This window comes from Pseudomonas sp. A34-9, from assembly GCF_029543085.1.
Classification (GTDB): Bacteria; Pseudomonadota; Gammaproteobacteria; order Pseudomonadales; family Pseudomonadaceae; genus Aquipseudomonas.
This window is the reverse complement of sequence record NZ_CP119967.1, coordinates 3,562,666-3,585,944: the sequence shown is the minus strand read 5'-3', so window position 1 is coordinate 3,585,944 and position 23,279 is coordinate 3,562,666. Positions and strand designations below refer to the sequence as shown.

At 61.0% G+C, this 23,279-nt stretch carries 21 protein-coding genes and 1 pseudogene; 17 read left to right on the top strand and 5 right to left on the bottom strand.

Annotated features, from left to right (window positions below; all coding sequences use genetic code 11):
• Nucleotide 1 precedes the first annotated feature (1 nt).
• The gene (locus tag P3G59_RS15810; protein ID WP_277762168.1) at nucleotides 2-1,042 is read right to left on the bottom strand and encodes an FUSC family protein; all 1,041 of its coding nucleotides are present in this window, start codon (nucleotides 1,040-1,042) and stop codon (nucleotides 2-4) included.
• 46 nt (nucleotides 1,043-1,088) lie between these two features.
• Complete coding sequence (locus P3G59_RS15805; protein WP_277757983.1) at nucleotides 1,089-2,714, bottom strand: NADP-dependent glyceraldehyde-3-phosphate dehydrogenase; 1,626 nt, start codon at nucleotides 2,712-2,714, stop codon at nucleotides 1,089-1,091.
• Between the two features lie 355 nt (nucleotides 2,715-3,069).
• Here P3G59_RS15805 and P3G59_RS15800 point away from each other — a divergent pair, with 355 nt between their 5' ends.
• The 14 genes and pseudogenes from P3G59_RS15800 to P3G59_RS15735 all read left to right on the top strand — a co-directional run bounded on the left by P3G59_RS15800 (nucleotide 3,070) and on the right by P3G59_RS15735 (nucleotide 17,187).
• A complete protein-coding gene (locus P3G59_RS15800) occupies nucleotides 3,070-3,426 on the top strand; it encodes a c-type cytochrome (RefSeq protein WP_277757982.1) in 357 nt (118 codons plus the stop codon).
• A gap of 76 nt (nucleotides 3,427-3,502) precedes the next feature.
• Nucleotides 3,503-4,831, top strand: a complete 1,329-nt coding sequence (locus P3G59_RS15795; protein WP_277762167.1) for a D-arabinono-1,4-lactone oxidase — start codon at nucleotides 3,503-3,505, stop codon at nucleotides 4,829-4,831.
• Nucleotides 4,832-4,905: 74 nt separating this feature from the next.
• Nucleotides 4,906-6,114, top strand: coding sequence for a DSD1 family PLP-dependent enzyme (locus tag P3G59_RS15790; protein WP_277762166.1), 1,209 nt, complete (start codon nucleotides 4,906-4,908; stop codon nucleotides 6,112-6,114).
• Nucleotides 6,115-6,624: 510 nt separating this feature from the next.
• Nucleotides 6,625-6,954 (top strand): annotated as a pseudogene (locus tag P3G59_RS15785) (transposase); the annotation flags it as partial.
• A 56-nt stretch (nucleotides 6,955-7,010) separates the two neighbouring features.
• Nucleotides 7,011-8,600, top strand: coding sequence for a ShlB/FhaC/HecB family hemolysin secretion/activation protein (locus P3G59_RS15780; protein WP_277757981.1), 1,590 nt, complete (start codon nucleotides 7,011-7,013; stop codon nucleotides 8,598-8,600).
• Nucleotides 8,601-8,612: 12 nt separating this feature from the next.
• Nucleotides 8,613-10,409 carry a MotA/TolQ/ExbB proton channel family protein gene (locus tag P3G59_RS15775; protein WP_277757980.1) on the top strand — a complete coding sequence of 599 codons (1,797 nt, stop codon included), beginning with the start codon at nucleotides 8,613-8,615 and terminating at the stop codon, nucleotides 10,407-10,409.
• Between the two features lie 11 nt (nucleotides 10,410-10,420).
• Complete coding sequence (locus P3G59_RS15770; RefSeq protein ID WP_007915482.1) at nucleotides 10,421-10,846, top strand: biopolymer transporter ExbD; 426 nt, start codon at nucleotides 10,421-10,423, stop codon at nucleotides 10,844-10,846.
• Nucleotides 10,847-10,849: 3 nt separating this feature from the next.
• Nucleotides 10,850-11,554 (top strand): energy transducer TonB, encoded by a 705-nt coding sequence (locus P3G59_RS15765; RefSeq protein ID WP_277757979.1) that lies wholly within the window; start codon nucleotides 10,850-10,852, stop codon nucleotides 11,552-11,554.
• Between the two features lie 39 nt (nucleotides 11,555-11,593).
• Nucleotides 11,594-13,291 (top strand): putative porin, encoded by a 1,698-nt coding sequence (locus P3G59_RS15760; protein ID WP_277757978.1) that lies wholly within the window; start codon nucleotides 11,594-11,596, stop codon nucleotides 13,289-13,291.
• A 17-nt stretch (nucleotides 13,292-13,308) separates the two neighbouring features.
• Nucleotides 13,309-13,950 (top strand): DNA repair protein, encoded by a 642-nt coding sequence (locus tag P3G59_RS15755; RefSeq protein ID WP_277757977.1) that lies wholly within the window; start codon nucleotides 13,309-13,311, stop codon nucleotides 13,948-13,950.
• A 17-nt stretch (nucleotides 13,951-13,967) separates the two neighbouring features.
• Nucleotides 13,968-14,438, top strand: coding sequence for a YbjN domain-containing protein (locus tag P3G59_RS15750; RefSeq protein ID WP_277757976.1), 471 nt, complete (start codon nucleotides 13,968-13,970; stop codon nucleotides 14,436-14,438).
• Entirely contained in the window at nucleotides 14,435-15,382 is a 948-nt protein-coding gene (locus P3G59_RS15745) for a peptidylprolyl isomerase (RefSeq protein WP_277757975.1), read from the top strand. Before P3G59_RS15750 ends, P3G59_RS15745 begins: the two co-directional genes overlap by 4 nt.
• Before the next feature lie 161 nt (nucleotides 15,383-15,543).
• Nucleotides 15,544-16,521 (top strand): LysR family transcriptional regulator, encoded by a 978-nt coding sequence (locus tag P3G59_RS15740; RefSeq protein WP_277757974.1) that lies wholly within the window; start codon nucleotides 15,544-15,546, stop codon nucleotides 16,519-16,521.
• A 147-nt stretch (nucleotides 16,522-16,668) separates the two neighbouring features.
• Nucleotides 16,669-17,187 (top strand): GNAT family N-acetyltransferase, encoded by a 519-nt coding sequence (locus P3G59_RS15735; protein ID WP_277757973.1) that lies wholly within the window; start codon nucleotides 16,669-16,671, stop codon nucleotides 17,185-17,187.
• A gap of 1 nt (nucleotide 17,188) precedes the next feature.
• On the opposite strand, the gene P3G59_RS15730 is transcribed toward P3G59_RS15735, so the two are convergent.
• Nucleotides 17,189-17,881: an aspartate/glutamate racemase family protein gene (locus P3G59_RS15730; protein ID WP_277757972.1), complete on the bottom strand. Its 693-nt coding sequence runs from the start codon at nucleotides 17,879-17,881 to the stop codon at nucleotides 17,189-17,191.
• Nucleotides 17,882-18,093: 212 nt separating this feature from the next.
• Here P3G59_RS15730 and P3G59_RS15725 point away from each other — a divergent pair, with 212 nt between their 5' ends.
• Entirely contained in the window at nucleotides 18,094-18,585 is a 492-nt protein-coding gene (locus tag P3G59_RS15725) for a hypothetical protein (protein WP_277757971.1), read from the top strand.
• A 537-nt stretch (nucleotides 18,586-19,122) separates the two neighbouring features.
• Here P3G59_RS15725 and P3G59_RS15720 read toward each other — a convergent pair.
• The gene (locus tag P3G59_RS15720; RefSeq protein WP_277757970.1) at nucleotides 19,123-19,341 is read right to left on the bottom strand and encodes a cbb3-type cytochrome c oxidase subunit 3; all 219 of its coding nucleotides are present in this window, start codon (nucleotides 19,339-19,341) and stop codon (nucleotides 19,123-19,125) included.
• 18 nt (nucleotides 19,342-19,359) lie between these two features.
• Nucleotides 19,360-20,787 (bottom strand): cytochrome-c oxidase, cbb3-type subunit I, encoded by a 1,428-nt coding sequence (gene ccoN, locus P3G59_RS15715; protein ID WP_277757969.1) that lies wholly within the window; start codon nucleotides 20,785-20,787, stop codon nucleotides 19,360-19,362.
• Nucleotides 20,788-21,126: 339 nt separating this feature from the next.
• Here ccoN and P3G59_RS15710 point away from each other — a divergent pair, with 339 nt between their 5' ends.
• Nucleotides 21,127-22,800, top strand: coding sequence for a nitrite/sulfite reductase (locus tag P3G59_RS15710; protein ID WP_277757968.1), 1,674 nt, complete (start codon nucleotides 21,127-21,129; stop codon nucleotides 22,798-22,800).
• Entirely contained in the window at nucleotides 22,797-23,276 is a 480-nt protein-coding gene (locus P3G59_RS15705) for a DUF934 domain-containing protein (protein WP_277757967.1), read from the top strand. The genes P3G59_RS15710 and P3G59_RS15705 overlap by 4 nt, the downstream gene beginning before the upstream one ends.
• Nucleotides 23,277-23,279: the final 3 nt, after the last annotated feature.

Here is a 23,279-nt window from a genome sequence, read left to right as displayed (position 1 = left end):
CTCAGATGTTCCAGCGCGGCGCGGTTTTCGCCAGACGCTGGCGCATCTCGGTAACGTTCACCGCCAATTGCCGGGTCAACATCCGATAGCCGTCCAGCGCGGTGTAAACCGGTGCCTCAAGGCTGGCGTCCGGCAGTTCCAGCGGCCGGTCCAGGCGTTGCGCAGCACCGGTTTTCAACGCGCGGGCCATGCCGATCAATTGCACACGAATCTGCCGGTGCTCTGCTTTCAATGCTGTTTGCAGATGGGCCATCGCCTGCGGGTCGTTGGCATCCGGGCGAGTGTTGCCGAGGATCTCCAACGTGCTGATGCACATGCGCAGGTTGCGCTGGATGGCATCGAGTTCGGTCATGGAGATTTTCACTTCCTTGGATACCGACGGCATCAGCGAACGCAATTGCACCATCACTGCGCCCAAGCGGCTCATCAATTTCAGATGTTCGTCGGCGCTGACCGGTTGGCCGCTGATGATCCGCCCGTACACCGTGGCGCAGTCGCGCAAGGCATCGGCGAGGTTGTAGCGCCACGAGTAGACCGCATACAGCGGCAGGGCGAAGGAGAATGCGAGCGCCAACGCGATGCCGATGAGGATGTCGACGCCGCGCCACAAGCCGTCAGTGATCGGATTGTCGCCGTGCCCGGCGACAATGAATACGGTGATTGCCGAGAGCAGGGCGGTATAACCGCCCTTGCCAATCGCGTGATAAGAGAAGAAACCGCAGACCACCGCCATGGCGAAATAGGTCAGCCACGGCATGCCGAGCCAAGCCTGCTGCGCCACCAGCAACAAACCGACGCCGGCGCCAATCAGGGTGCCGGTGGCACGTTCGGCGGCTTTTTTGCCGATGTTGCCGTGATGCTGCAAACCGCCGATCACCACCAGCATGGTCACCGAGGCCCATTCGCCGTGGGGCAGGTTGATGCCGGTGGTCAACAGAATCGTTGCCAGCAACCCCAACGCCACCCGCACCGCGTGGATCAACCGGGCGTGGCGGTAGCGCCGATACGGGTCCAGCAGCGGACGCAGGATTCGGCGCAACAGCGGTGGCAGTCGGTGGGTGCTGAACGTACTCAGTGCAAGGCCCTCGTCAGAAGATGTAATCAGTGGTCAGGAAGCTCGAATCACGCCCGCGAATGATTTCGCTGATCAGGTCCTTGTTGCTGTCCTGGAACTTGGTCGCGACCAGTGTGCGGATCGAAAACACCCGCAACGCATCGTGTACCGACAGCGTCCCTTCGGCGGAGTTCTTGCGGCCGTTGAACGGATACGTGTCCGGGCCGCGCTGGCATTGCGCGTTAAGGTTGATCCGGCCGACCTGGTTGGCGAACGTATCGACCAGCCGACCGACCGCCACCGGGTTGGTGCCGAAGATGCTCAACTGCTGACCGAAGTCCGATTCCAGCACGTAATCGATCACGGTATCGAGGTGACGGTACGGCACGATCGGTACCACCGGGCCGAACTGTTCTTCCTGGTACACGCGCATCTGCGGGTTCACCGGATACAGCACCGCCGGGTAGAAGAACGACTCGCGGGATTCGCCGCCATTCGGGTTGACCACTTCAGCGCCCTTACTGCGCGCATCCGCCACCAGACCGTGCAGATAATCGACTTTGCCTGACTCCGGCAGCGGCGTCAGCGACACACCGCTGTCCCACGGCATGCCCGGTTTCAGCGTGGCCAGTTTGGCGTTGAATTTCTCGATGAAACTGTCAACGACGTCTTCGTGGACAAACAGTATTTTCAGCGCAGTGCAGCGTTGGCCATTGAACGACAGTGAACCGGTGACCGCCTCGCTGACCGCGTTGTCGAGATCAACTTCCGGCAAGACGATGCCCGGGTTTTTCGCATCCAGACCCAGCGCGGCGCGCAAGCGGTGCGGTTTCGGGTGCAGTTTCTTCAGGTCGCTGGCGGCTTTGTTGGTGCCGATGAAGGCGAAGATGTCGATCTTGCCGCTGGCCATCAGCGCGCTGACGGTCTCGCGGCCGCTGCCGTAGATCACGTTGATCACGCCGGTGGGGAAGCTGTCACGGAACGCTTCGAGCAACGGACGAATCAGCAGCACGCCGAGCTTGGCCGGTTTGAACACCACGGTGTTGCCCATGATCAACGCCGGAATCAGCGTGGTGAAGGTTTCGTTCAGCGGATAGTTGTAAGGCCCCATGCACAGCGCGACGCCGAGCGGTACGCGACGGATCTGCCCGAGGGTGTCCTGTTCCAGTTCAAAACGGCTGGAGCGGCGGTCGAGTTCCTTGAGCGCATTGATGGTGTCGACGATGTAGTCGCAGGTGCGATCGAACTCTTTTTCCGAGTCCTTGAGGTTCTTGCCGATCTCCCACATCAACAACTTCACCACAGCATCACGTTGCTGGCGCATGCGGCCGAGGAAGGCTTCGACATGCTGGATACGTTCAGCCACGCGCATGGTCGGCCACAGGCCCTGACCACGGTCGTAGGCGCGCACGGCGGCGTCGAGGGCGGTGAGGGCGGTATCGGCATCGAGCAGCGGCGTGCTGCCGAGGATCGCTTGTTCGTCGCCGTTTTCGCCGTGCAGGTAGACCGGACTGCGTACGGTGGCGAGTGGGCCGTCCCAGCGGCGCAACTGGCCGTCGACCAGATATTCACGTTGCTCGACCTGAGCGTCGAGGCGGTATTTTTCCGGGATGTCGCTGACAGAAGAGAACAGGTTGCCAAGGATGTTTGCTGTGGTCATGTCGCTACCCCGTGTTGATGTCCGTATGCAGATCAGAAAGTCTTCACAGGTTATACGCCTGAATGCGCCGAAATTTAAACCCGCAAATGTCACGCGAATGTCACGCAGAGGCGCGAAACAGAAGGGGTGGCTTGAAGATCGTTCCCATGCTCCGCGTGGGAATGCCTCAAGGGACGCTCCGCGTTCCAATGGGACGCAGAGCGTCCCGGGCTGCATTCCCACGCGGAGCGTGGGAACGATCTTCATCATCGGGGGGGAGGGCTGGCCCCGTTTGCCCCCCTCGCTGTCCCGCAATGCCCTCAACCCGTTGCAGCCGCTGCCTTAATGTGTGAGCACAACAATAAGCGAGGCCGTTATGCGGGCAATCCGACTCACATTACTGCTGGCGTTGGCCATGGCGTTGCCTGGCTGCGGCGAAGATCCCAAGCCCCCGGCCAGCATCAATAACAACGCCATGCCCAAAGACCCGGCACTGGCGCAGATCTACGCCAACAGCTGCCAGCTCTGCCACGCCAACCCCGCCGCCAACGCACCGCTCACCGGTGATCGCAAAGCCTGGGAGCCGCGCATCCAGCAGGGCGCTGACACGCTGCTCGATCACGCCATCAACGGCTACAACGGCATGCCGCCGATGGGCCAGTGCGTCGAGTGCTCGGAAGAACAATTTGTGCAATTGATCGGCTTCATGGCCGACCAGCCCCTCCCACAATAAGGTGCCCGGCATGACGATGGATCTGACACGGCGTCAGTTGTTGCAACGGGCAAGCATTGTCGGCGCGTTCAGCGCGTTGGCGAGCCACCCGGCATTGGGCCAGTTGATGCGTGCGCCGCGCTTGATTCCGTGGCGCAACTGGTCGGGCGGGCAGAGTTGCCTGCCAGCGGCAAGGCTCGCACCGAAGGACCTTGATGAACTGACAACCGTCATCAAGCAGGCGCAAGGCAAGATTCGCCCGGTCGGTTCGGCGCATTCCTTCAGCGCGCTGGTGCCCACCGACGGCACGTTGTTGTCGCTGAGCTATTTCAACGGCCTGCTCGATCACGACGCGAAAACCCTGCAAGCCGAATTCGCCGCCGGCACACCGATGTCACGCATGGGCGTACCGCTGAAAGACATCGGCCAGGCCCTGCAAAACATGGCTGACATCGATTACCAGACCCTCGCCGGGGCCATCGCTACCTCGACCCATGGCACCGGTAAACAATTCCAGTCCTATTCAGCGCACGTTTGCGGCCTGCAGCTGGTGACGGCCAGCGGCGAAGTGCTCGACTGCGACAGTCAACGGCATCCCGAAGTGTTCAACGCTGCGCGCGTCTCCCTCGGTGCACTCGGTGTGGCGACGAAGATCCGTCTGCAAAACCGCCCGGCCTATCGCCTGCGCGAACGCCAGTGGATCGCCAAGACCGAAGAGTTGCTCGAAGACCTCGACAAGAACACCCGCGAAAACCAGCACTGGGAAATGCTCGTCGTCACCCATTCCGATTACGCCTTGTCCATCGCCCTCAACGAAACCGACGACCCGGCCACGCCGCCGATCCCGCCCGAAGAGGAGGGCGGCAACGAGTTCGTCACCCTGATCGAGAAGATCGACAAGTACGGCAGCGACTTCCCCGACCTGCGCCGCACGCTGCTTAACAGCTTGCGCCATCTGGCGAGTTTCGATGACCGCGTGGGTGACTCGTTCGACATCTACGCCAACGTGCGCACCGTACGCTTCAACGAGATGGAATATTCCGTGCCAGCCGAACACGGCCCGGCGTGCCTGCGCGAAATTCTCAAGCTGATTCAGGACAAGGATTTGCGCACCTGGTTTCCCATTGAGTATCGCTACGTCAAGGCCGACGATATTCCGCTGAGTATGTTCGAAGGCCGCGACAGCTGTTCGATCTCGGTGCACCAGCATTACCAGATGGATCACCACAACTTCTTCGCGGCGGTGGAGCCGATTTTCTGGAAGTACAACGGCCGGCCGCACTGGGGCAAGTTGCACACGCTCAACGCGAAGAACCTGCAACCGCTGTATCCGCGCTGGCGCGAATTTGCCGACGTGCGCCAGGCGCTCGATCCGAACGGGCGCTTTCTGAACGCGCATCTGTCATCGATTTTGGGGGTGAGCTGATGGCCGTTAATCGCCGCAAATTCCTGCTCGGCACATTGGGCGTTGGTGCTTTGCTGATGGGTGTGGGCGCGTGGCTGCGGCCGGGCGATCGCGGTGGGCCGTACAGCGAATATTTCCGCGCACTGAACAACGAGTTGAAGGGCAAAGGCCCGATGCGCCCGGTGCTGCTGATCGATCTGGATCGCCTCGATCACAACATCGATGTGGTGATGCAGTCGGTCAGGCGCGGTGGCAAACAATTGCGTCTGGTGGAAAAGTCGCTGCCGTCACCGGGACTGTTGAGCTATATCGCGCAACGTGCCGGGACGCAAAAATTGATGTCGTTCCACCAGCCGTTTCTCAATCACGACGCCGTCACCTTCCCGCAATCGGACATCCTGCTGGGCAAACCGCTGCCGGTGCGTTCGGCCGAGTTGTTCTATCAGAATCACAAAGGTCCGTTCGATCCGGGCAAGCAACTGCAATGGCTGCTCGACAGCCCTGAACGTTTACAGCAATACCTCGCGCTGGCACAGGGTCTGGGCACGCGGATGCGCATCAACATCGAACTGGACGTCGGGCTGCATCGCGGCGGGGTCAGTGATGTGAATGAGCTGGGGCAGATGCTCACGCTGATCAGCGCCAACCCCCAGCATCTGCAGTTCGCCGGGTTCATGGGTTACGACCCGTTCGTAGGCATGGGCGTGCCGGGGATTCTCGGCTCGCCGGAAGAACTGTTCGCCAAGGTCATGGTGATTTATCAGCGCTGCGTCGATTTCACCCGCCAGCAGTTTCCTGCGTTGTGGCACGACGGCTTGTGCCTCAACACCGCCGGCAGCCCGAGTTACCGCATTCACGAAAACGAAAAGCTCAGCAGCGAGGTTTCCGTGGGCACGGCGATGCTCAAACCGACGCACTACGATTTGCCGTCGTTGGTCGAACACGTGCCCGCAACCTACATCGCCACGCCGGTTTTAAAGAGCACGGGCGCGGTGAATATTCCGGCGCTGGATGACAAGTCGAAATTGTTCTCGTGGTGGGATCAGAATCAGCGCCAGACCTTTTTCATCTACGGCGGCAACTGGATGGCCGAGTTCGAATCGCCGCCTGGACTCCAGAGCAACGGCGTTTACGGCCGCAGTTCAAATCAGGAGATGGTCAATGGCTCCAACGCGGTTGGCCTGACCATTGAAGACCAAGTGTTCCTGCGTCCGACGCAGACTGAGGCTGTCCTCCTGCAATTCGGTGATCTGCTGGCAGTACGCGGAGGCAAGATCGTCGACATCTGGCCGGTTTATTCCTGAAAAAAGATCGCAGCCTTCGGCAGCTCCTACAGGGTGTACTCAATCTTAATGTAGGAGCTGCCGAAGGCTGCGATCTTTTGATTTTGCTCCCCCGGCAATTTCTGTAATGAAGCTTTTATGACAAAAGTTCGGTAGCACATCGCCAGTCCGGTCATGCCTATGTAACGCGCTTGAGGGGCCCAACGGGGCGCTTTTCACAAGCCGAGGCGGGACGCCGGGAGTGAGGCAATGGGGACTATGGAACGCTACTCGAAAGTGGGCATGCAGGAACTCGATCAACGCCTGTCGAAGATCGTCGAAGCCGCGCGCAAGAAGCCGGTTTCGGTGTATCGCTACGGCGCGCCGTGGGTCTGGATCGTCTCGCAGGATGACTGGCAGGGCGCCTTGAAAGAGGTGTCGAGCTACATTCCGCCGGGCCATTCGCTGGTGTTGCTGCGCCCGCAGATCGACGACTTGCTCGACGCCCACCGCGATCTCCTGCACGACCTCAATGCCGAGCCCGGCATGCTGATTCCCGCGCAAACGGTCATGCACATCCTGCTCCTGCAACTGCTGTATTCGGTGCCCAGCGAGCAGCAACTGTATGAACAGCTCAACTACAACCTGCTGTTCCGCTGGTTCGTGGGCCTTGGCCTGAACCAGAAAGTCTGGAGCTTCAACGCCCTCAGTCGCGACATCGCCACGCTGCTCAACGAGCCGCGCGCGGTGCTGCTCATTCAAAAAATCATCGGCGAAGTGTTCTGCGGCGCGTTGCTGCAAATGCCCGAGTTCTCGCTGAACTTCGCGCTTTTGCACACGTGGCTGGGCAAACACGCCTGTGCCTCGACAGCCAGCAATTGACGCCATACACGCGGCGTTCGAAACGCCAACAGGTCATCGCGAATTCAGGGGGTAGTGTGGAACCGATTTTCAAGTCACGGCTGGCGCTGTGGGGCTGGCTGCTGGTGACGGCGGGCGTGCAGCCGGCATTGGCCGAAGAGGCCGTCGAAGCGCAGCGTCTGGTCGACGTCAACGAATACTTCGTGCGCGGCAATACCGTGCTCGATGCGCGGGCGATTGAAGAAGCGGTGTATCCGTTTCTCGGCCCGCAGAAGGGCATGAACGACATCGAAGGCGCGCGGGATGCCTTGCAGAAGGCTTATCAGGAACGCGGCTATCAATCGGTGTTCGTCGAGCTGCCCGAGCAAGCTGTCGCCGACGGCATCGTCTATCTGCAAGTCAGCGAAACCAAGGTCGGCCGCGTGCGTGTGGTCGGCGCCAAACATTATTCGCCGCTGGACATCCGCGACGACGTCCCGGCGCTGAAGGAAGGCGAGGTGCCGGACTTCGCCAAGGTTCAGGGCGAACTGGCGCAGCTCAACAAGACGCCGGGCCGGCAAGTCATGCCACTGGTGCGCGAAGGTCAGCGCCCCGGCACCATGGACGTCGATTTGCAGGTCGAAGACCAGAACCCGTGGACCGCCAGCGTCGGCCTCAATAACGATTACAGCGCCGACACTGAAAAGCTGCGCACCGTCACCAGCCTCGGCTACAACAACCTTTGGCAACTCGGCCACAGCGTCAACCTGACGTTCTTCACCGCGCCGCAGGAAACCGACAACGCCAAGGTCTGGTCGGGCTCCTACACCGCGCCGCTGACCGAGCGCTGGAGCGTGCAGTTCTCCGGTTATCAGTCCGACAGCAACGTCGCCACCATCGGTGGCAGCAACGTGTTGGGCAAGGGCCATTCCTATGGCGTCTCGGCGATCTACACGCTGCCCTCCAGCGGCAACTGGTCCAACTCGTTGTCGGCCGGTATCGACTTCAAGGACTTTGACGAACGCCTGACCCTTTCCGGCGAAAGCGACAAAGTCCCGTTGCAATACGCGCCGTTCACCTTCGCCTACAACGGCTATCGCTACAGCGAAAAAAGCCAGCTCGGCTTGGGTCTGAGCCTGGTCGCTGCCACCCGCAGCATTTTCGGCTACGGCAGCTCCGACGAAGACTTCGACTACAAACGCTATCGCGCCAAACCGAGTTTCGCCGTGCTCAAGGGCGACACCAATTACACCTGGACCTTCGACAGCGACTGGCAGAGCGCGAGCAAAGCCGCGTTCCAGTTGGCGTCGGGGCCATTGGTTTCCAACGAACAATTTTCTGCCGGCGGCGCCACTTCGGTGCGCGGCTATCTGGCCGCCGAACGCACCGGTGATGACGGTTTGTTGCTCAGCCAGGAAGTGCGCACGCCGTCGCTGGCCAAGTACGCCGGCACGTGGATGCAGGACTGGCGCTTCTATGCCTTCGCCGAAGGCGCGCAACTTTACCTGCGCGATGAACTGCCGGATCAGGACGCCAATTACGCCCTGGCCAGCGTCGGCTTCGGCACCCGCGCCAGCCTGAGCAAATGGCTGTCCGGCAGCCTCGACTGGGGCTACCCGCTACTCGAAGGGCCGAACACCTCGAAACAGGAATCGCGCCTGCACTTCAACCTTCAAGCCACTTTCTAAAGGAGCACGTTCATGCAGCGCCTCATTCTTTCGTTGTTGATCTGCCTGGGCTTCGTGCTCCCGGCCACGGCTCAGGCCTGGTGGCAGGACGACTGGCACTATCGCAAACAGATCGCCGTCGACACCACGCCACAAGGCGCGGCGATCAATCAGGCCCTCGGCCGCACGGCGCTGTTGGTGCGCCTGCACACCGGCAACTTCACCTTTGACGGGGTGAAAGAGGACGGTTCGGATCTGCGCTTCGTCGCGGCTGACGACAAGACTGTGCTCAATCACCAGATCGAAAGCTTCGACGCGCTGATGGGCATGGCGCTGATTTGGGTTGATGTGCCGAATGTCGAGGGCGGTCAGCGCCAGGACATCTGGATGTATTACGGCAATCAGAAGGCCCCGGCGACCGGCAACGGCCAACTGACGTTCGATCCTAATTACACCGCGCTCTATCACTTTGACGGCGCCACCGGCACCCCGGCCAAAGACACCACCGCCTACGGCAACACCGCGCAAAGTGCGACTGGCGCGTCGATTGACGGCGTAGTGGGGCGCGCGTTGCAGTTCAGCGGCCAGCCATTGTTGCTGCCGGCCAGTCCTTCCTTGCAGCACAACGCCGGCAGTGCGTTCACCTTCAGTGCCTGGCTGCGTCTGGATCAGGCCAGTGGCGAGCAACTGATTCTCGCCCGTCGTGAAGGAGCCAACAGTCTACTGATCGGTGCCAACCAAGGGGTGCCGTTTGTGGAGATCGACGGCCAACGTGCGGTCGCTACCCAAGCGCTTAATCCGGGCCAATGGCAGCACATCGCGCTGACCGCTGAGGGCTCGAAAGTCACGCTGTACATCAATGGCCGCGAAGGCGCGACGCTCGCCCAGGCGATGCCGGCATTCAACTCGGTCATGGCCATCGGTGCTGACGTGCATGAAGGCCCGTTCCAGCCGTTCGTGGGCGCCATCGACGAATTGCGCTTGTCGAAAGTGTCACGCCCGGCGCCGCTGCTGCTGGCCGACGCCACCTCGCAAGGCGCCGAGTCGAAACTGGTGGCTTACGGCGTCGACGAAGAGCAGTCCGGGTTCGGTTTCGGCAGCCTCGGCTTCCTGCTCAACGCCGTGCCAATCGACGCCTGGGTGATCATCGCCGTGCTGGTGCTGATGATGTTCCAGTCGTGGATCATCATGCTGCGCAAGAACCGCAGCCTCAGCCGCGTGTCCGCCGCCAACGAAGACTTCCGTGTGCAGTTCGCCAAGGTCGGCACGCGTCTGGAGATGTTCGCCGACGACGCGCAACTCGCCCAGCGCCTGCAGCATTCGTCGCTGTGGCGCCTGTACCTGGTGGCGGTCAAAGAGATCCGCACCCGCCGCGAGCAGGGTGCCGATACCTCGTCGGTGTCCGCCGCCACCATCGAAGCGATCCGTTGCTCCATGGACGGCGTGCGCACCCGTGAAAACCAGCAACTGAGTTCGAAACTCTCGACCCTGTCCAACGCCATCGCCGGCGGCCCTTACATCGGTCTGCTCGGTACGGTGCTGGGGATCATGGTGGTGTTCCTCGGCACCGCGATGGCCGGCGACGTCAACATCAACGCCATTGCTCCCGGTATGGCCGCCGCGTTGTTGGCCACGGCGATGGGCCTGTTCGTCGCGATTCCGGCGCTGTTTGGTTACAACCGCCTGATCACCCGCAACAAGGAAGTCAGCGCCGACATGCGTGTGTTCGTCGACGAGTTCATCACCCGGCTGGCGGAGATGCACGGCGAGAGCCAGTTCAGTGAGGCGGCGCATCGCGGCCATCACACCAACCACTCCGTACCGGCCTGAGGAGCACTGACATGGCGTCCGTAAATGCCTCCCACGACGATGACGAAGATGCCGCGGTGGACAGCATCAACATCACCCCGCTGGTCGACGTGCTGATGGTGGTGCTGGTGATGTTCATCCTCACCGCCACCGCGCAGGTCTCCGGGATCCAGATCAACCTGCCCAAGGCCAGCGCGTCGGTGTCGCTGTCCGAGGCCAAGACCAAGGCGATCTCGGTCAACGACGGCGGCCAGGTGTTCCTCGATGCCTACCCGGTGACCCTGGCCGAGCTGGAAGAACGCCTGCGCATCGAGAAAGCGCAGAGCCCGGATTTCCCGGTGATCGTGCGCGGCGACGCCACAGTGCAATACCAGAAAGTCATCGAAGTGCTGGACCTGTTGCGCCGGCTCGAACTGTCCCAGGTCGGTCTCGTCACCGGCAAACCGAGTCAGGGCTGAGTCATGACCGCACAACTTCCGATCGAGCCGCTGCCGGTGAAAAAACCAGCGCTGCGTTATGCGAAATGGGGCGCCGGATTGCTGATCGGCGCGCTCGCTGCGTGGTTCCTCTGGCAATGGGCCAACGACATGAGCGGCATCCGCCGCGAAGCGCCGAAGGTGCCGACGATCATTCCGCTGCCGCCACCGCCACCTCCGCCGCCGGAAAAACCGCCAGAGCCGGAAACCCCGGTGGAAGAAAAAGTCGTCGAGCCTGAGCCAACGCCGGAACCGGAAGAGGTCAAGCCCGAGGAAGAAGCTCCGCCATCGCCGGCGGACGATCTGGCCAATCCGATGCAAATGGACGGCGACGCTCAGTCCGGTAACGACGCGTTCAACATCGGCGCGGGCAAGGGCGGCGGCATGGCCGGTGCCGGTGGCGGACGACTGGGCAACGGCACTTACAGCCAGTTCCTCGCGTTCACCTTCCAGAAGCTGCTGCGCGAGAACCCCGACCTGCGCAACCTCGCGTTCTCGCTGCAGGCCGATGTCTGGCTGAGCAGCGTCGGCGAGATCACCCGGGTTGAGCTGATCAAGTCCAGCGGCAACCCCGAGATTGACACTCAAGTGTTGGCGGCACTGCGTAACGCGCCGCACCTGAGCGAACGGCCGCCGGCCTCCATCACCCTGCCTGTGCGCATGTCCCTGCAAGGGCGGCGTCCGGGTTAACCGAATTCATAAAGCTGTATGAAAAGGAGTTGTGTGCAGATGATTTCCAACGTGAATCGATTGTCCCTGGCGGTCGGCATGGTCATTGCGACCCTGGTCGGTCAGGCCGTGGCAGCGCCTGCGCCCTCGGAGAACGCCACGATCAATCTGATCCGCTTGCTGGTCGAGCAGGGCATTCTGAAACAGGACAAGGCCGACGCGCTGATCGCTCAGGCGCAGAACGAAGCGGCGCAGGCTAAACAAGCAGCGGCTTCCACCGCCGTCGCGGCCGGGCCAGTGGCGGCGCCGGGTGACGTGCGTGTGCAATACGTGCCAGCTGCCGTGCGTGACCAGATTCGTGATCAGGTCAAAGCTGAGGTCATGGCCACCGCCAAACAGGAAAACTGGGCCGCGCCCAACAGCTTTCCGGAATGGGCTGCACGCATCAGTTTCGACGGCGACATTCGTTTGCGTGACGAGTCGCGCTACTACTCCGACAGCAACAGCAACGAGATCGTCGACTTCGCCAAGCTCAACAACAACGGCCCGTACGACGTCAATCCCAACAGCAGCACCAATCTGCCGCCACTGCTCAACACCCGCGAAGACCGCACCAACCAGTTCCGTATTCGTGCGCGACTGGGCATGAAAGCGGAGATCTCGCCGCAGTGGACCGCCGGCATTCGCATCGGCACCGGTTCGGACAACAACCCGGTGTCGACTACGCAAAGCCTCGGCGGCGGTTTCGCCAAAAAGGACATCTGGCTCGATCAGGGCTACCTGAACTGGAAGCCGACGGATGAACTGACCCTGACCGGCGGGCGTTTCGCCAACCCGTTCATGTCCACCGACATGCTCTATTCCAACGACTTGAACTTCGACGGCATGGCAGCGATTTTCGACCACAAGCTCAACCGCGATTGGGGCGTGTTCGGCACCGTCGGCGCGTTCCCGGTGGATTACACCAACGACACCGCCAGCAGCAACGGCTTCGACAAGGAAGAGAGCGACAACAAGTGGCTGTACGGTGCGCAGATCGGCGCCAAATGGGCGATCAACAGCAACAACCGCTTGAAAGGTGCGCTGGCGTACTACCGCTTCGACGACATTCAGGGTCAGCGTTCCAGCCCTTGCGAACCGTGGGCCGGCGCGCCGGGTTGCGACAGCGACGGCAGCCGCGCGGCGTTCATGCAAAAGGGCAACAGCGTGTTCCTGCTGCGTGACATCACGCCGAACCCGCTCAACCCGACCACCACGCCGCAGCCTCAGTTTGTCGGCCTTGCTTCGGAATTCAATCTGCTTGATCTGAACGTAGTGTGGGATGCCGACCTGCCAGAAGACTTCAAACTGCGCAGCCAGGGCAACTACATCCACAACCTCGCTTACGACGAAGGCGACATGCGCAAGCGTTCGGCCGGGCAGATCGTCAACAACCTCGACAGCAACGGCGACATCGAAAGCGGCGCCAATGCATGGATGGTGCAGTTCACGCTTGGCAGCGCGCTGGACCTGAAAAAGCAAGGCGACTGGAACATGTTCGCTGGCTACAAATACATCCAGCCGGACGCGTTGCCGGACGGCTTCAACGACTCGTCATTTCATCTCGGTGGCACCAACGCCAAGGGCTATTTCATTGGCGGCAACTACGGTCTGGCGAAGAACGTTTACGCGACCGGTCGCTGGATGAGCACCGAAGCGGTGTACGGCGCGCCGTTCGACATCGACGTCTTGCAGCTTGAGATCAACACGCGCTTCTAAGGCGCCGGGAGAGGGTTATGAAAACGCGATTTGTGTGGCTCGGGCTCGGGCTTTTGATCGCCACTGGCGCGCATGCCGAAGGCATGGAAGAACGCCTGCGCACGCAATTGCGCAGCACCACGCAACAGTTGCAGGCCCTGCAAAGTCAGCAGGCCCAGGCCAGCGCCGCGCAACTGGCGGCGCAGAATGAGGCCAAGGCTGCGCAGGCGCAAATCAAGCAATTGACTGCTGAACTGGCCAAGGCCAAGGGCGTTGCCGAGCAACTCGCCGAGCAACTCGCCGGGCAGCAGCAGAGCCTGCACAGCCAGGCGCAGGCACAAATGGCGGCCAGCGCCGAGCAGACCGGCAAGTTCAAAAAGGCCTATGACGAGTTGCTGGTCATGGCCCGTGCCAAAGAGGCAGAACGGTCTAAGCTTCAAGCGCAATTGACTGAACGTGACACACAAGTGCAGCAATGTTCAGTCAAGAATCAGCAGATGTACGGCGTCGCCAAACAGATCCTCACCGCCTACGAAAACATCGATGTGGCCGAGGTGATGAAGATCCGCCAGCCCTTCGCGGGCAGCGCCCGGGTCAAGTTCGATGAACTGGCCCAAGGGTTCGGCGATGACCTTTACAAGACTCAATTCGACGCGCCGCAAGCCGCGCTCACGCACTGATAAACAAGGAAGAAACAATGACCCAATTGATCAGCCATGTTTCCCCACAATCCCTGACCGAAGTCCTGCAAGCCGCCGGTTATCGCGTCAATCAGACCGAGCAGAACGGCATCGTCCAGTTGCTCAGCGCCAGCCAGGGCATCGGCTACGCCGTGCGTTTCGGCAACCCGGCGGTGGAGCAGGGCAGCTACGTCGACTTCACCTTCAGCTGTGCGCTGCGCGTGCAGGGTGAGTTGCCACAGGGTGTGGCCGAGCAGTGGAACGCCAGCCGTCGCTTTGCCCGGTTGTCGTTGCAAGGCGAGTTTCTGGTGATGGAAATGGACGTGGTGGTGGCGGCAGGCGTAAGCAACGATCACCTGCGCGGCAACCTGGAATTGTGGGATCGCCTGTTGCAGGAGTTCATCGTCTACCTGCGTGATTTCACTCAGGCCGCGCAAGCATCCACCGCGAAAGTGGCCGTCGCTGAACAAGAGGAAGTCGCGCTGTGAAAAAGCCTGCCATGGTGATCAGCGCCGCTGCGGTGGCGCTGTTGGTGGTGGCCGTGGCGCTGGTGGTGCGGCCGGGCAGTGACCCGGTCGCCGCCCAGCAATCGTCGCCGCTGGCGGTGGTTGTTGCGGGGCCGGCGGTGGCGCGGTTGGGCAATCAGCAAGTGTCACCTGACGAATTGCAGGCGTTGCTGGCGACAGTCCCGCCGCAAACCCGCGAACAATTACGCGGCGATCGTGAGGCGCTGGAGCGCTGGATTCGCACGCGTCTGGCCGAGAAAGCGGTGCTGGAACAGGCCGATGCGCAGGGTTGGGCGCAGCGTCCGGATGTAGCGCGGCAGACTCGCGCGGCGACTGAGCAGATTGTCTTCCGCGATTACTTGCGTTCGGTCAGCCAGGTGCCGGCGGACTATCCGAGTGCCGCTGAGTTGCAGCAGGCCTATGACGCCGGCAAGGCGAATTGGCAGACACCGGCGTTGTATCGGGTCAGCCAGATTTTCCTCGGGGTGAACGACCCGCAGAACCTTGAGACCGTGCGCAAGCAGGCTACCGACCTGAGCAAGAAGGCTCAGGCGACGCCGGCGGAATTTGCCGCACTGGCGACTCAATATTCGCAGGATCGCGTCACCGCTGAACGTGGTGGGGATAGCGGTCTGCAACCGTTGCAGCAACTCGTCCCGGAAGTGCGTAGCGCCGTGGCACGGCTCAAGGTTGGCGCGGTTTCCGAGCCTGTTCAGAGCGCCGCCGGATTTCACGTGATCAAACTCACCGAGCAACTGCCAGCGCGTCTGGCGACCCTCGACGAATTGCGCGAGCAACTGACCCAGGCCTTGCGTACACAACGGCAGGAGCAGATTGCCCAGGCGTACCTGGACGGCATGCTCAACACCGCGACGCTGAGTATCGACGGTGCCGAGCTCAACAAAGTCCTCGAGGAAAAACACTGATTTCACCTTCACCACTTTTCTCCTGTGGGAGCGAGCCTGCTCGCGAAAGCGTCTGCACATTCAACACTTGCGGGGTCTGAGACACCGCTTTCGCGAGCAGGCTCGCTCCCACATGGGGATGGGTGGAATTCATAAATACAAAGATCGACAGGGAGTCATCGATGTCATTCACCGAACCCGCAGGACGACAGGGCAATGGCGAATTCCGCTGGCCAATCGACAACCACGAACCCTGGCTGGCGCAAGCCGCGAAGGTCGACCCGGATGTCGCGCAATACTTCCTGGTCAGCGCCCGCTGCGGCTGCTTCATGCAAGCCGCGCGCAGCCTCAATGTGCGCTCGACCTTGTTGCGCAAACAACTGGCGCAGCTTGAGCAAGAACTGCAACACACGCTGTTCAGCTTTCAGGGCAGCGCCTTGAGCCTGACCCGCGAAGGCCAGCAACTGCAGGCCAAACTGGTGGCGCTGGCCAACGAGCGCAAACTGCCGGTGATCGAACAACCGCTGATTCGCCTCGCCGTCGCCGAATCGATCCTGCACGACATCCTCGGCCGCGACCTCATTGCACTGCTGCGGCGCAACGCCAGCGTACGTCTGGAAATCATCGCCCTCGACAGCGAACTGTCGCTGCGCGCCGTCAGCGCCGACGTCGTCCTCTGGCTTGCCCACGGCGAAACCCCGCACCCGGGCCCGACCTTCGCCACCAGCGAACCGCAAGCGCTGGCACGCCTCGACTACCTGCCACACATCGCCAAACGCTACTCCCGCGTCACCGCCCGCCCGGACACCCCCGACGACCTCGCCGACTTCATGCTCGTGCAATGGCAACACGATCGGCAGATCGACAGTTTCCGGCCGTGGAACGAGTTGGTCGAACAACGCTTGGCCGGGGTGGTGCAGATGCAGTCTTATGAATTGATGCTGGAGATGATCCGTTGCAGCGCGTGCATTGGTTTGTTGCCGGCGTATATGAGCCGGTTCGACCGTGGCCTGATCGCGCTGCCGGGGCTGTTTGAAGAACCGATGCAATTGCAGGCGTGGCTGGCGGTCAACGCCGAGTCGCAGAATGTGGCCGAAGTGCAGACCCTGACTGACCTGATCCACCACACCTTCAACGAACGCCACGAATGGTTCGAATAACCCCCTGTAGGAGCTGCCGAAGGCTGCGATCTTTTGATCCTGAATTTGATTTTCAAAAAACACGATCAAAAGATCGCAGCCTGCGGCAGCTCCTATGGTTTGTAGTTTAGAGTGGTCAGCCACACACCGATCCAGGAAGGATCCGCCATGCCTGAGCACAACGCCGCCATCCACCTCGAACGCTTCAACGAATCCCACATCGAGGGCATCACCGCGCTCTATAACGATCCGGCCGTGGCGCGGCAGGTGTTGCAGATGCCGTTTCAATCCACCGAGGTCTGGCGCCAACGCCTGCTGGCGGACAACGAACGCGCGGTGAAACTGGTGGCGCTGCATCAGGGCGTGGTGATCGGCAATCTGGGGCTGGAAGCTCATTCGCGGATGCGCCGGGCGCACGCCGGCAGTTTCGGCATGGGTGTGGCGGTGGCGTGGCAGGGCAAAGGCGTGGGTTCGAAGCTGTTGGCGGCGGCGCTGGACGTCGCCGACAACTGGATGAACCTGCACCGCGTCGAACTCACTGTGTATGCCGATAACGAAGCGGCCATCGCTCTCTACCGCAAATTCGGTTTCGAGGACGAAGGCCTGTTTCGCGATTACGCAGTGCGCGACGGGCAGTGGGTCGACACCCTGAGCATGGCCCGCCTGCGCAATCGCCCGAAAACCTGACTCAGTCGCCCAGCGCGAACGCCACCGCCGACTGCGCATGCAGCTCGGTGGTGTCGAGCATGGGCAGGGCGCTGTGTTCGGCTTTGATCAACAGGCCGATTTCCGTGCAACCGAGGATGATTGCCTGCGCGCCGCGCCTGGTCAGGGATTCGATTACTCGCTGATAGATTTCTCGCGACTGTTCACTGATCACGCCGACGCAGAGTTCGTCGTAGATGATCCGGTGCACGTCCTTGCGTTCTGTTTCGTCCGGCACCAACACGGTCAAACCCTGAGCGATCAGGCGTTGCTTGAGGAAGTCCTGTTCCATGGTGAATGCCGTGCCGAGCAAACCGACGGTGCGAGCATCGATGTCCAGAGCCGCCTGCGCGGCCGGTTCGGCAATGTGCAGAAACGGAATGCTGATCGCCGCCTGAATCTGCTCGGCGACTTTGTGCATGGTATTGGTACACAGCACCACACAATCAGCGCCGCCGGCTTCGAGCCTGCGCGCGGCGTCCACCAGAATTGCCGCCGCATCGTCCCAGCGTCCGGCGTGCTGGGCCTGTTCGACAGGGCCGAAGTCGACGCTGTACATCAGCATTTGCGCCGAGCGCAACGGGCCGAGACGATCACGGACTTGCTGATTGATGAGTCGATAGTATTCGGCGCTGGATTCCCAGCTCATGCCGCCGATCAGGCCGATGGTGCGCATTGGATGTCCTCAGGCAAATGACAGTGTCGAGCGTTCAGGTCTGCCCGGAGTTTCCTTTTGTTCACGATCCGATGCCAGCGACAAGTGACTGTACTGCTGATGTTTTGCTCAAGTGTCATGGTGCTTCGTCGGGCCTGGTGCAGGTTAAACGTACGCCGGGGCTGGTATCTGCCACTATCAACCTTTGCAGGTCCTTTCCGAGGAACACCGCTATGGACGACGTACAACAACTGGGCGAGATGCTTCGTCATTACGCCGAGAGCGAAGCGCACAAGAAGCAACTGTTCGAGACGCAATCGGCGGCGTGGGCCACGCGGATTACCGCGCTGTTCGGTGATATTCAGCAATGGCTGGAACCGGTGCAGGCGCCGAATCTGCTGGAGGTGAGTCGCGAGGCGTATGTTGCGTTCGGGCCGAGCACACCGGTGGAAACGTCCACGTTCAAGACGGAAAAGCTGAGCATTGTGATTGCCGGCAAACCGGTGGAGTTCGTGCCGGATGTGATGGGCAGCGCGGGGCAGATCTCGCTCGCCGTGATGGGGCTGACGGCGGCGCGTTATGGCAGCATTTCGCTAGTCGGATTGCCCGACGGCACGTGGCAGTGGCGCAAGACCAATGGTTTGAAGGATCCGGATACGTTTGCCTTCGACGCCAACTTTCTTGCTCAGCAGTTGCAGAGCCTGATTCCTCGCGACCGCAGTTAAGATCAAGAGCTTACCCCCTCACCCCAGCCCTCTCCCCCAAGGGGGCGAGGGGGAAAGGGAGCCGATCTTCGTTGTTTTCAAGATTGCATTCACTTTCGATATTTCAGGTCGGCGTAACCCGAACAAACAACTCGGTCAGTTCCCTCTCCCTCCGCGGACGAGGGGGAAAGGGAGCCGATCTTCGTTGTTTTCAAGATTGCATTCACTTTCGATATTTCAGGTTGGCGTACCCCGATTAAACAACTCGGTCAGTTCCCTCTCCCTCTCCCTCCGCGGACGAGGGGGAAAGGGAGCCGATCTTCGTTGTTTTCAAGATTGCATTCACTTTCGATATTTCAGGTTGGCGTACCCCGAATAAACAACTCGGTCAGTTCCCTCTCCCTCTGCGGACGAGGGGGAAAGGGAGCTGATCTTCGTTGTTTTCGAGATTGCATTCACTTTCGATATTTCAGGTCGGCGTAACCCGAACAAACAACTCGGTCAGTTCCCTCTCCCTCTGGGAGAGGGCCAGGGTGAGGGCAGCCCACCTGACACGCCTCACATATCAAGATTGACCCAACCCGGCTTCGCCACCTCCGGCGCCACAGCTTTCACAGTCTTGCCAGTGGCCAGCTCAAGCCGCCGCGCCACCTCCGGATCATCGGCAAACGGCACCATACTCGCTTCGTCCAGACTGTCCGCCGTCTCCCGCCGCAGGCAGTACTCCACCGCCAGCCACAGAAACACCACCCCCAACACATCAAAGAAAATCTCCATCACGAGCGGCTCCCTGCCTCAGGCGATCTGCGCTTCACTGCGCGCCAGTGCGACGTCGGCAACCCGCACTGTGCGCCAGACGTTATAGGCCATCAGCAACATCCCGCTGAGGAAGAACACCCCCCCGGCAAAGCGCACGATGAACCCCGGATGACTGGCCTGCAGCGCCTCGACAAACGAATAGGTCAGCGTGCCGTCCTCGTTGATCGCCCGCCACATCAGGCCTTGGGTGATGCCGTTGACCCACATCGAGGCGATGTACAACACCGTGCCGATGGTCGCCAGCCAGAAGTGCAGGTTGATCAGCGGCGTGCTGTACATCTGCTCGCGACCAAACACTTTCGGCACCATGTGATAGGTCGCGCCGAAGGTGATCATCGCCACCCAGCCCAAGGCGCCGGCGTGCACGTGGCCGATGGTCCAGTCGGTGTAGTGGGAGAGGGCGTTGACGGTTTTGATCGCCATCATCGGTCCTTCAAATGTCGACATGCCGTAGAACGCCAGCGACAGCACCAGGAAGCGCAGAATCGGATCGGTGCGCAACTTATGCCAGGCCCCGGACAAGGTCATCATGCCGTTGATCATCCCGCCCCAGCTCGGCGCCAGCAGGATCAGCGACATCGCCATGCCCAGTGATTGCGCCCAGTCCGGCAGCGCGGTGTAGTGCAAATGGTGCGGGCCGGCCCAGATGTACAGCGTGATCAGCGCCCAGAAATGCACGATCGACAAGCGATACGAATACACCGGCCGATTGACCTGTTTCGGCACAAAGTAATACATCATGCCGAGGAACCCGGTGGTCAGGAAGAAGCCCACCGCGTTGTGCCCGTACCACCACTGCACCATCGCGTCGGTGGCCCCGGAATACACTGGATACGACTTGAACCAGTCCACCGGAATCGACAGGTGATTGACCACGTGCAGCATGGCGATCACCAGAATGAACGCGCCGAAAAACCAGTTACCGACGTAAATGTGCTTGGTCTTGCGCTGCACCACGGTGGTGAAGAACACCACCGCATACGCGACCCAGACCACGGCCATCCACACCGCGCCGGAGAATTCGATTTCGGCGTATTCCTTGGTGGTGGTGTAGCCCATCGGCAGGGTGATCAGCATGATCACGATCACCGACTGCCAGCCCCAGAATGTGAACGCGGCGAGGGTGTCCGAGTACAGCCGCACCTGGCAGGTACGCTGCACCGCGTAGTAACTGGCGGCGAATTGTGCGCTGCCGGCGAAACCGAAAATCACCAGGCTGGTGTGCAGCGGTCGCAAGCGGCCGAAGGTGGTCCACGGCAGGTCCAGATTCATCTCCGGCCACACCAGTTGCGAGGCGATCAACACGCCCATCGCCATGCCCACTACCCCCCAGAAGATCGTCGCAATGACGAATTGGCGGACGACCTTGTAGTTATAAGCCTGTCCGATTGTTGCTGTGCTCATGGTCAGTTCATCCACGGTTGCAAAGTCTTGCCAGGCCACCCGGTCTGGCATGAGCTGCACTGTAGAAACCCCGCCAGAAACAAAACAGGCTCAGGAATCTTTCATTTGTGCGGATCAGATTGAAGGGCCGGCTGCGGCGTTCTGCCGCGCCCTGATATGGTTTTTATGACTTCAGGTGAATCTGTAACGCGCTGCGCTGCTTCGTCATAGTGCTCTGAAGAAAACTGTGGGAGCGAGCCTGCTCGCGAATGCGGTGTGTCAGCCAACAATGCAATTGCCTGACACACCGCATTCGCGAGCAGGCTCGCTCCCACAGGAATAACTGATGAGGTGGCAGGCATGTATCAATACGATGATTACGACCGGGCGCTAGTGTTCGAGCGCGTCGCGCAGTTTCGCGATCAGGTCGAGCGCTTCATGGCCGGGGAATTGAGCGAAGAGGAGTTCTTGCCGCTGCGCCTGCAAAACGGCCTGTACCTGCAAAAGCACGCCTACATGCTGCGTGTGGCGATTCCTTACGGCACCTTGAGTGCCGAACAGATGCGCACGCTGGCGAGCATCGCCAGTGACTATGATCGCGGTTACGGCCACTTCACCACACGGCAGAACATGCAGTTCAACTGGATCGAACTGGCCGAGGTGCCGGACATCCTCGAACGTCTGGCGCAGGTCAACATGCACGCGATCCAGACCTCGGGCAACTGCGTGCGCAACATCACCACCGAGGCCTTCGCCGGGGTCGCGGCGGACGAGTTGATCGACCCGCGCCCGCTGGCCGAAATCCTCCGGCAGTGGTCGACGATCAACCCGGAATTCCTCTTTCTGCCGCGCAAATTCAAGATCGCCATCTGCTCGGCGAAGCAGGATCGCGCGGCGATCATGATGCATGACATCGGCCTCTACCTTTACACCGGTCGCGACGGGCAGATGCTGTTGCGGGTGATCGTCGGCGGCGGTTTGGGACGCACGCCGATCCTCGGTCTGCAGATCCGCGAAGGCTTGCCGTGGCAGCATTTACTGTCCTACGTCGAAGCCGTTTTGCGGGTGTACAACCGTCACGGCCGGCGTGACAACAAGTACAAGGCGCGGATCAAGATTCTGGTCAAGGCATTGGGTATCGAGGCTTTCGCTAAGGAAGTCGAAGAGGAATGGCAACACCTCAAGGACGGCCCGGCGCAGTTGACCGAGGCCGAATATCAGCGTGTTGCCAGCGCCTTCGTGCCGCCGGTTTATCACACCCTGGCCGACACCGACCTGGACTTCGGCACGCGCCTGGCCGAAAGCCCGGCGTTCGCTCGTTGGGTCGCGCGCAACGTGCAGCCGCACAAAGTGCCGGGCTACACCAGTGTGGTGCTGTCGACCAAACCGGGCATGGCGTCGCCACCCGGAGATGTGACCGGCGTGCAGATGCTGGCGGTGGCCGACTGGTCGCAGCGTTTCGGTTTTGGCGAGATCCGGATCGCCCATGAGCAGAACATCGTCCTGCCCGACGTCGCGAAAACCGATCTCTATGCGTTGTGGCAACTGGCGTGCAAACACGATCTGGGCAGCGCCAACATCGGCCTGCTGACCGACATCATTGCCTGCCCCGGTGGCGATTTCTGTGCCTTGGCCAACGCCAAGTCGATCCCGATTGCCCAGGCGATTCAGGCGCGCTTCGACAACCTCGATTACCTGCATGATCTGGGCGATATCAGCCTGAACATCTCCGGCTGCATGAACGCCTGCGGCCATCACCACATCGGCAATATCGGCATCCTCGGCGTCGATAAAAACGGCAGCGAGTGGTATCAGATCACCCTCGGCGGCGCGCAGGGCAAGCACAGCGCATTGGGCAAAGTCATCGGCCCGTCGTTCAGCGCCGCCGAAGTGCCGCAGGTGATCGAGCGGATCATCGGCACCTTTGTCCGCTATCGCGAGCACGAGGAATTGTTTGTCGATACCGTGGCGCGGATTGGCCTGGAGCCGTTCAAGGAGCGGGTCTATCCGAAAACGCTGGAGGCGATGGCATGAACAATCTGTTGCGACTGGAACAGGGTGTGGCGCGGATTGTGACGGATGATCCGTGGACCCTGGTGCGCGATCCGTCAATGCCGAGGCCCGACGGATTACTCATGCTGCCGCTGACGCATTGGCTGCAGTCACCGTCGACCCACGCCGTGTGGCTCGGCCCGGACGACGAGGTGGAAAGCCTGGTGCCGTGGCTGGCCTCGTTGCCGCTGATTGCGCTGGATTTTCCCAGTTTTCGTGATGGCCGCGCTTACAGCCAGGCGTATCTGCTGCGCAGTCGTTTCGGCTGGGCAGGGGAGTTGCGCGCGATTGGCGATGTGCTGCGTGATCAGCTCAGCCATATGCGCCAGTGCGGGTTCGACAGTTTTGCCGTGCGTGAGGACAAATCCGCTGAGGATGCGCTGAAGGGGTTGGCGGGGATGAGTGTGCTGTACGGTCGCTCGGTCATCGAACCGCTCCCGCTGTTTCGTCGTCGCTGACGC

What these genes read in the sequence shown, in the direction of transcription:
- P3G59_RS15760 (WP_277757978.1), top strand. Translation starts at nt 11,594, where the DNA reads ATGATTTCCAACGTGAATCGATTGTCCCTGGCGGTCGGCATGGTCATT.
- P3G59_RS15710 (WP_277757968.1), top strand. Translation starts at nt 21,127, where the DNA reads ATGTATCAATACGATGATTACGACCGGGCGCTAGTGTTCGAGCGCGTC.
- P3G59_RS15770 (WP_007915482.1), top strand. Translation starts at nt 10,421, where the DNA reads ATGGCGTCCGTAAATGCCTCCCACGACGATGACGAAGATGCCGCGGTG.
- P3G59_RS15725 (WP_277757971.1), top strand. Translation starts at nt 18,094, where the DNA reads ATGGACGACGTACAACAACTGGGCGAGATGCTTCGTCATTACGCCGAG.
- P3G59_RS15740 (WP_277757974.1), top strand. Translation starts at nt 15,544, where the DNA reads ATGTCATTCACCGAACCCGCAGGACGACAGGGCAATGGCGAATTCCGC.
- P3G59_RS15765 (WP_277757979.1), top strand. Translation starts at nt 10,850, where the DNA reads ATGACCGCACAACTTCCGATCGAGCCGCTGCCGGTGAAAAAACCAGCG.
- P3G59_RS15755 (WP_277757977.1), top strand. Translation starts at nt 13,309, where the DNA reads ATGAAAACGCGATTTGTGTGGCTCGGGCTCGGGCTTTTGATCGCCACT.
- P3G59_RS15775 (WP_277757980.1), top strand. Translation starts at nt 8,613, where the DNA reads ATGCAGCGCCTCATTCTTTCGTTGTTGATCTGCCTGGGCTTCGTGCTC.
- P3G59_RS15735 (WP_277757973.1), top strand. Translation starts at nt 16,669, where the DNA reads ATGCCTGAGCACAACGCCGCCATCCACCTCGAACGCTTCAACGAATCC.
- P3G59_RS15805 (WP_277757983.1), bottom strand. Translation starts at nt 2,714, where the DNA reads ATGACCACAGCAAACATCCTTGGCAACCTGTTCTCTTCTGTCAGCGAC.
- P3G59_RS15730 (WP_277757972.1), bottom strand. Translation starts at nt 17,881, where the DNA reads ATGCGCACCATCGGCCTGATCGGCGGCATGAGCTGGGAATCCAGCGCC.
- P3G59_RS15800 (WP_277757982.1), top strand. Translation starts at nt 3,070, where the DNA reads ATGCGGGCAATCCGACTCACATTACTGCTGGCGTTGGCCATGGCGTTG.
- P3G59_RS15750 (WP_277757976.1), top strand. Translation starts at nt 13,968, where the DNA reads ATGACCCAATTGATCAGCCATGTTTCCCCACAATCCCTGACCGAAGTC.
- P3G59_RS15720 (WP_277757970.1), bottom strand. Translation starts at nt 19,341, where the DNA reads ATGGAGATTTTCTTTGATGTGTTGGGGGTGGTGTTTCTGTGGCTGGCG.
- ccoN (WP_277757969.1), bottom strand. Translation starts at nt 20,787, where the DNA reads ATGAGCACAGCAACAATCGGACAGGCTTATAACTACAAGGTCGTCCGC.
- P3G59_RS15705 (WP_277757967.1), top strand. Translation starts at nt 22,797, where the DNA reads ATGAACAATCTGTTGCGACTGGAACAGGGTGTGGCGCGGATTGTGACG.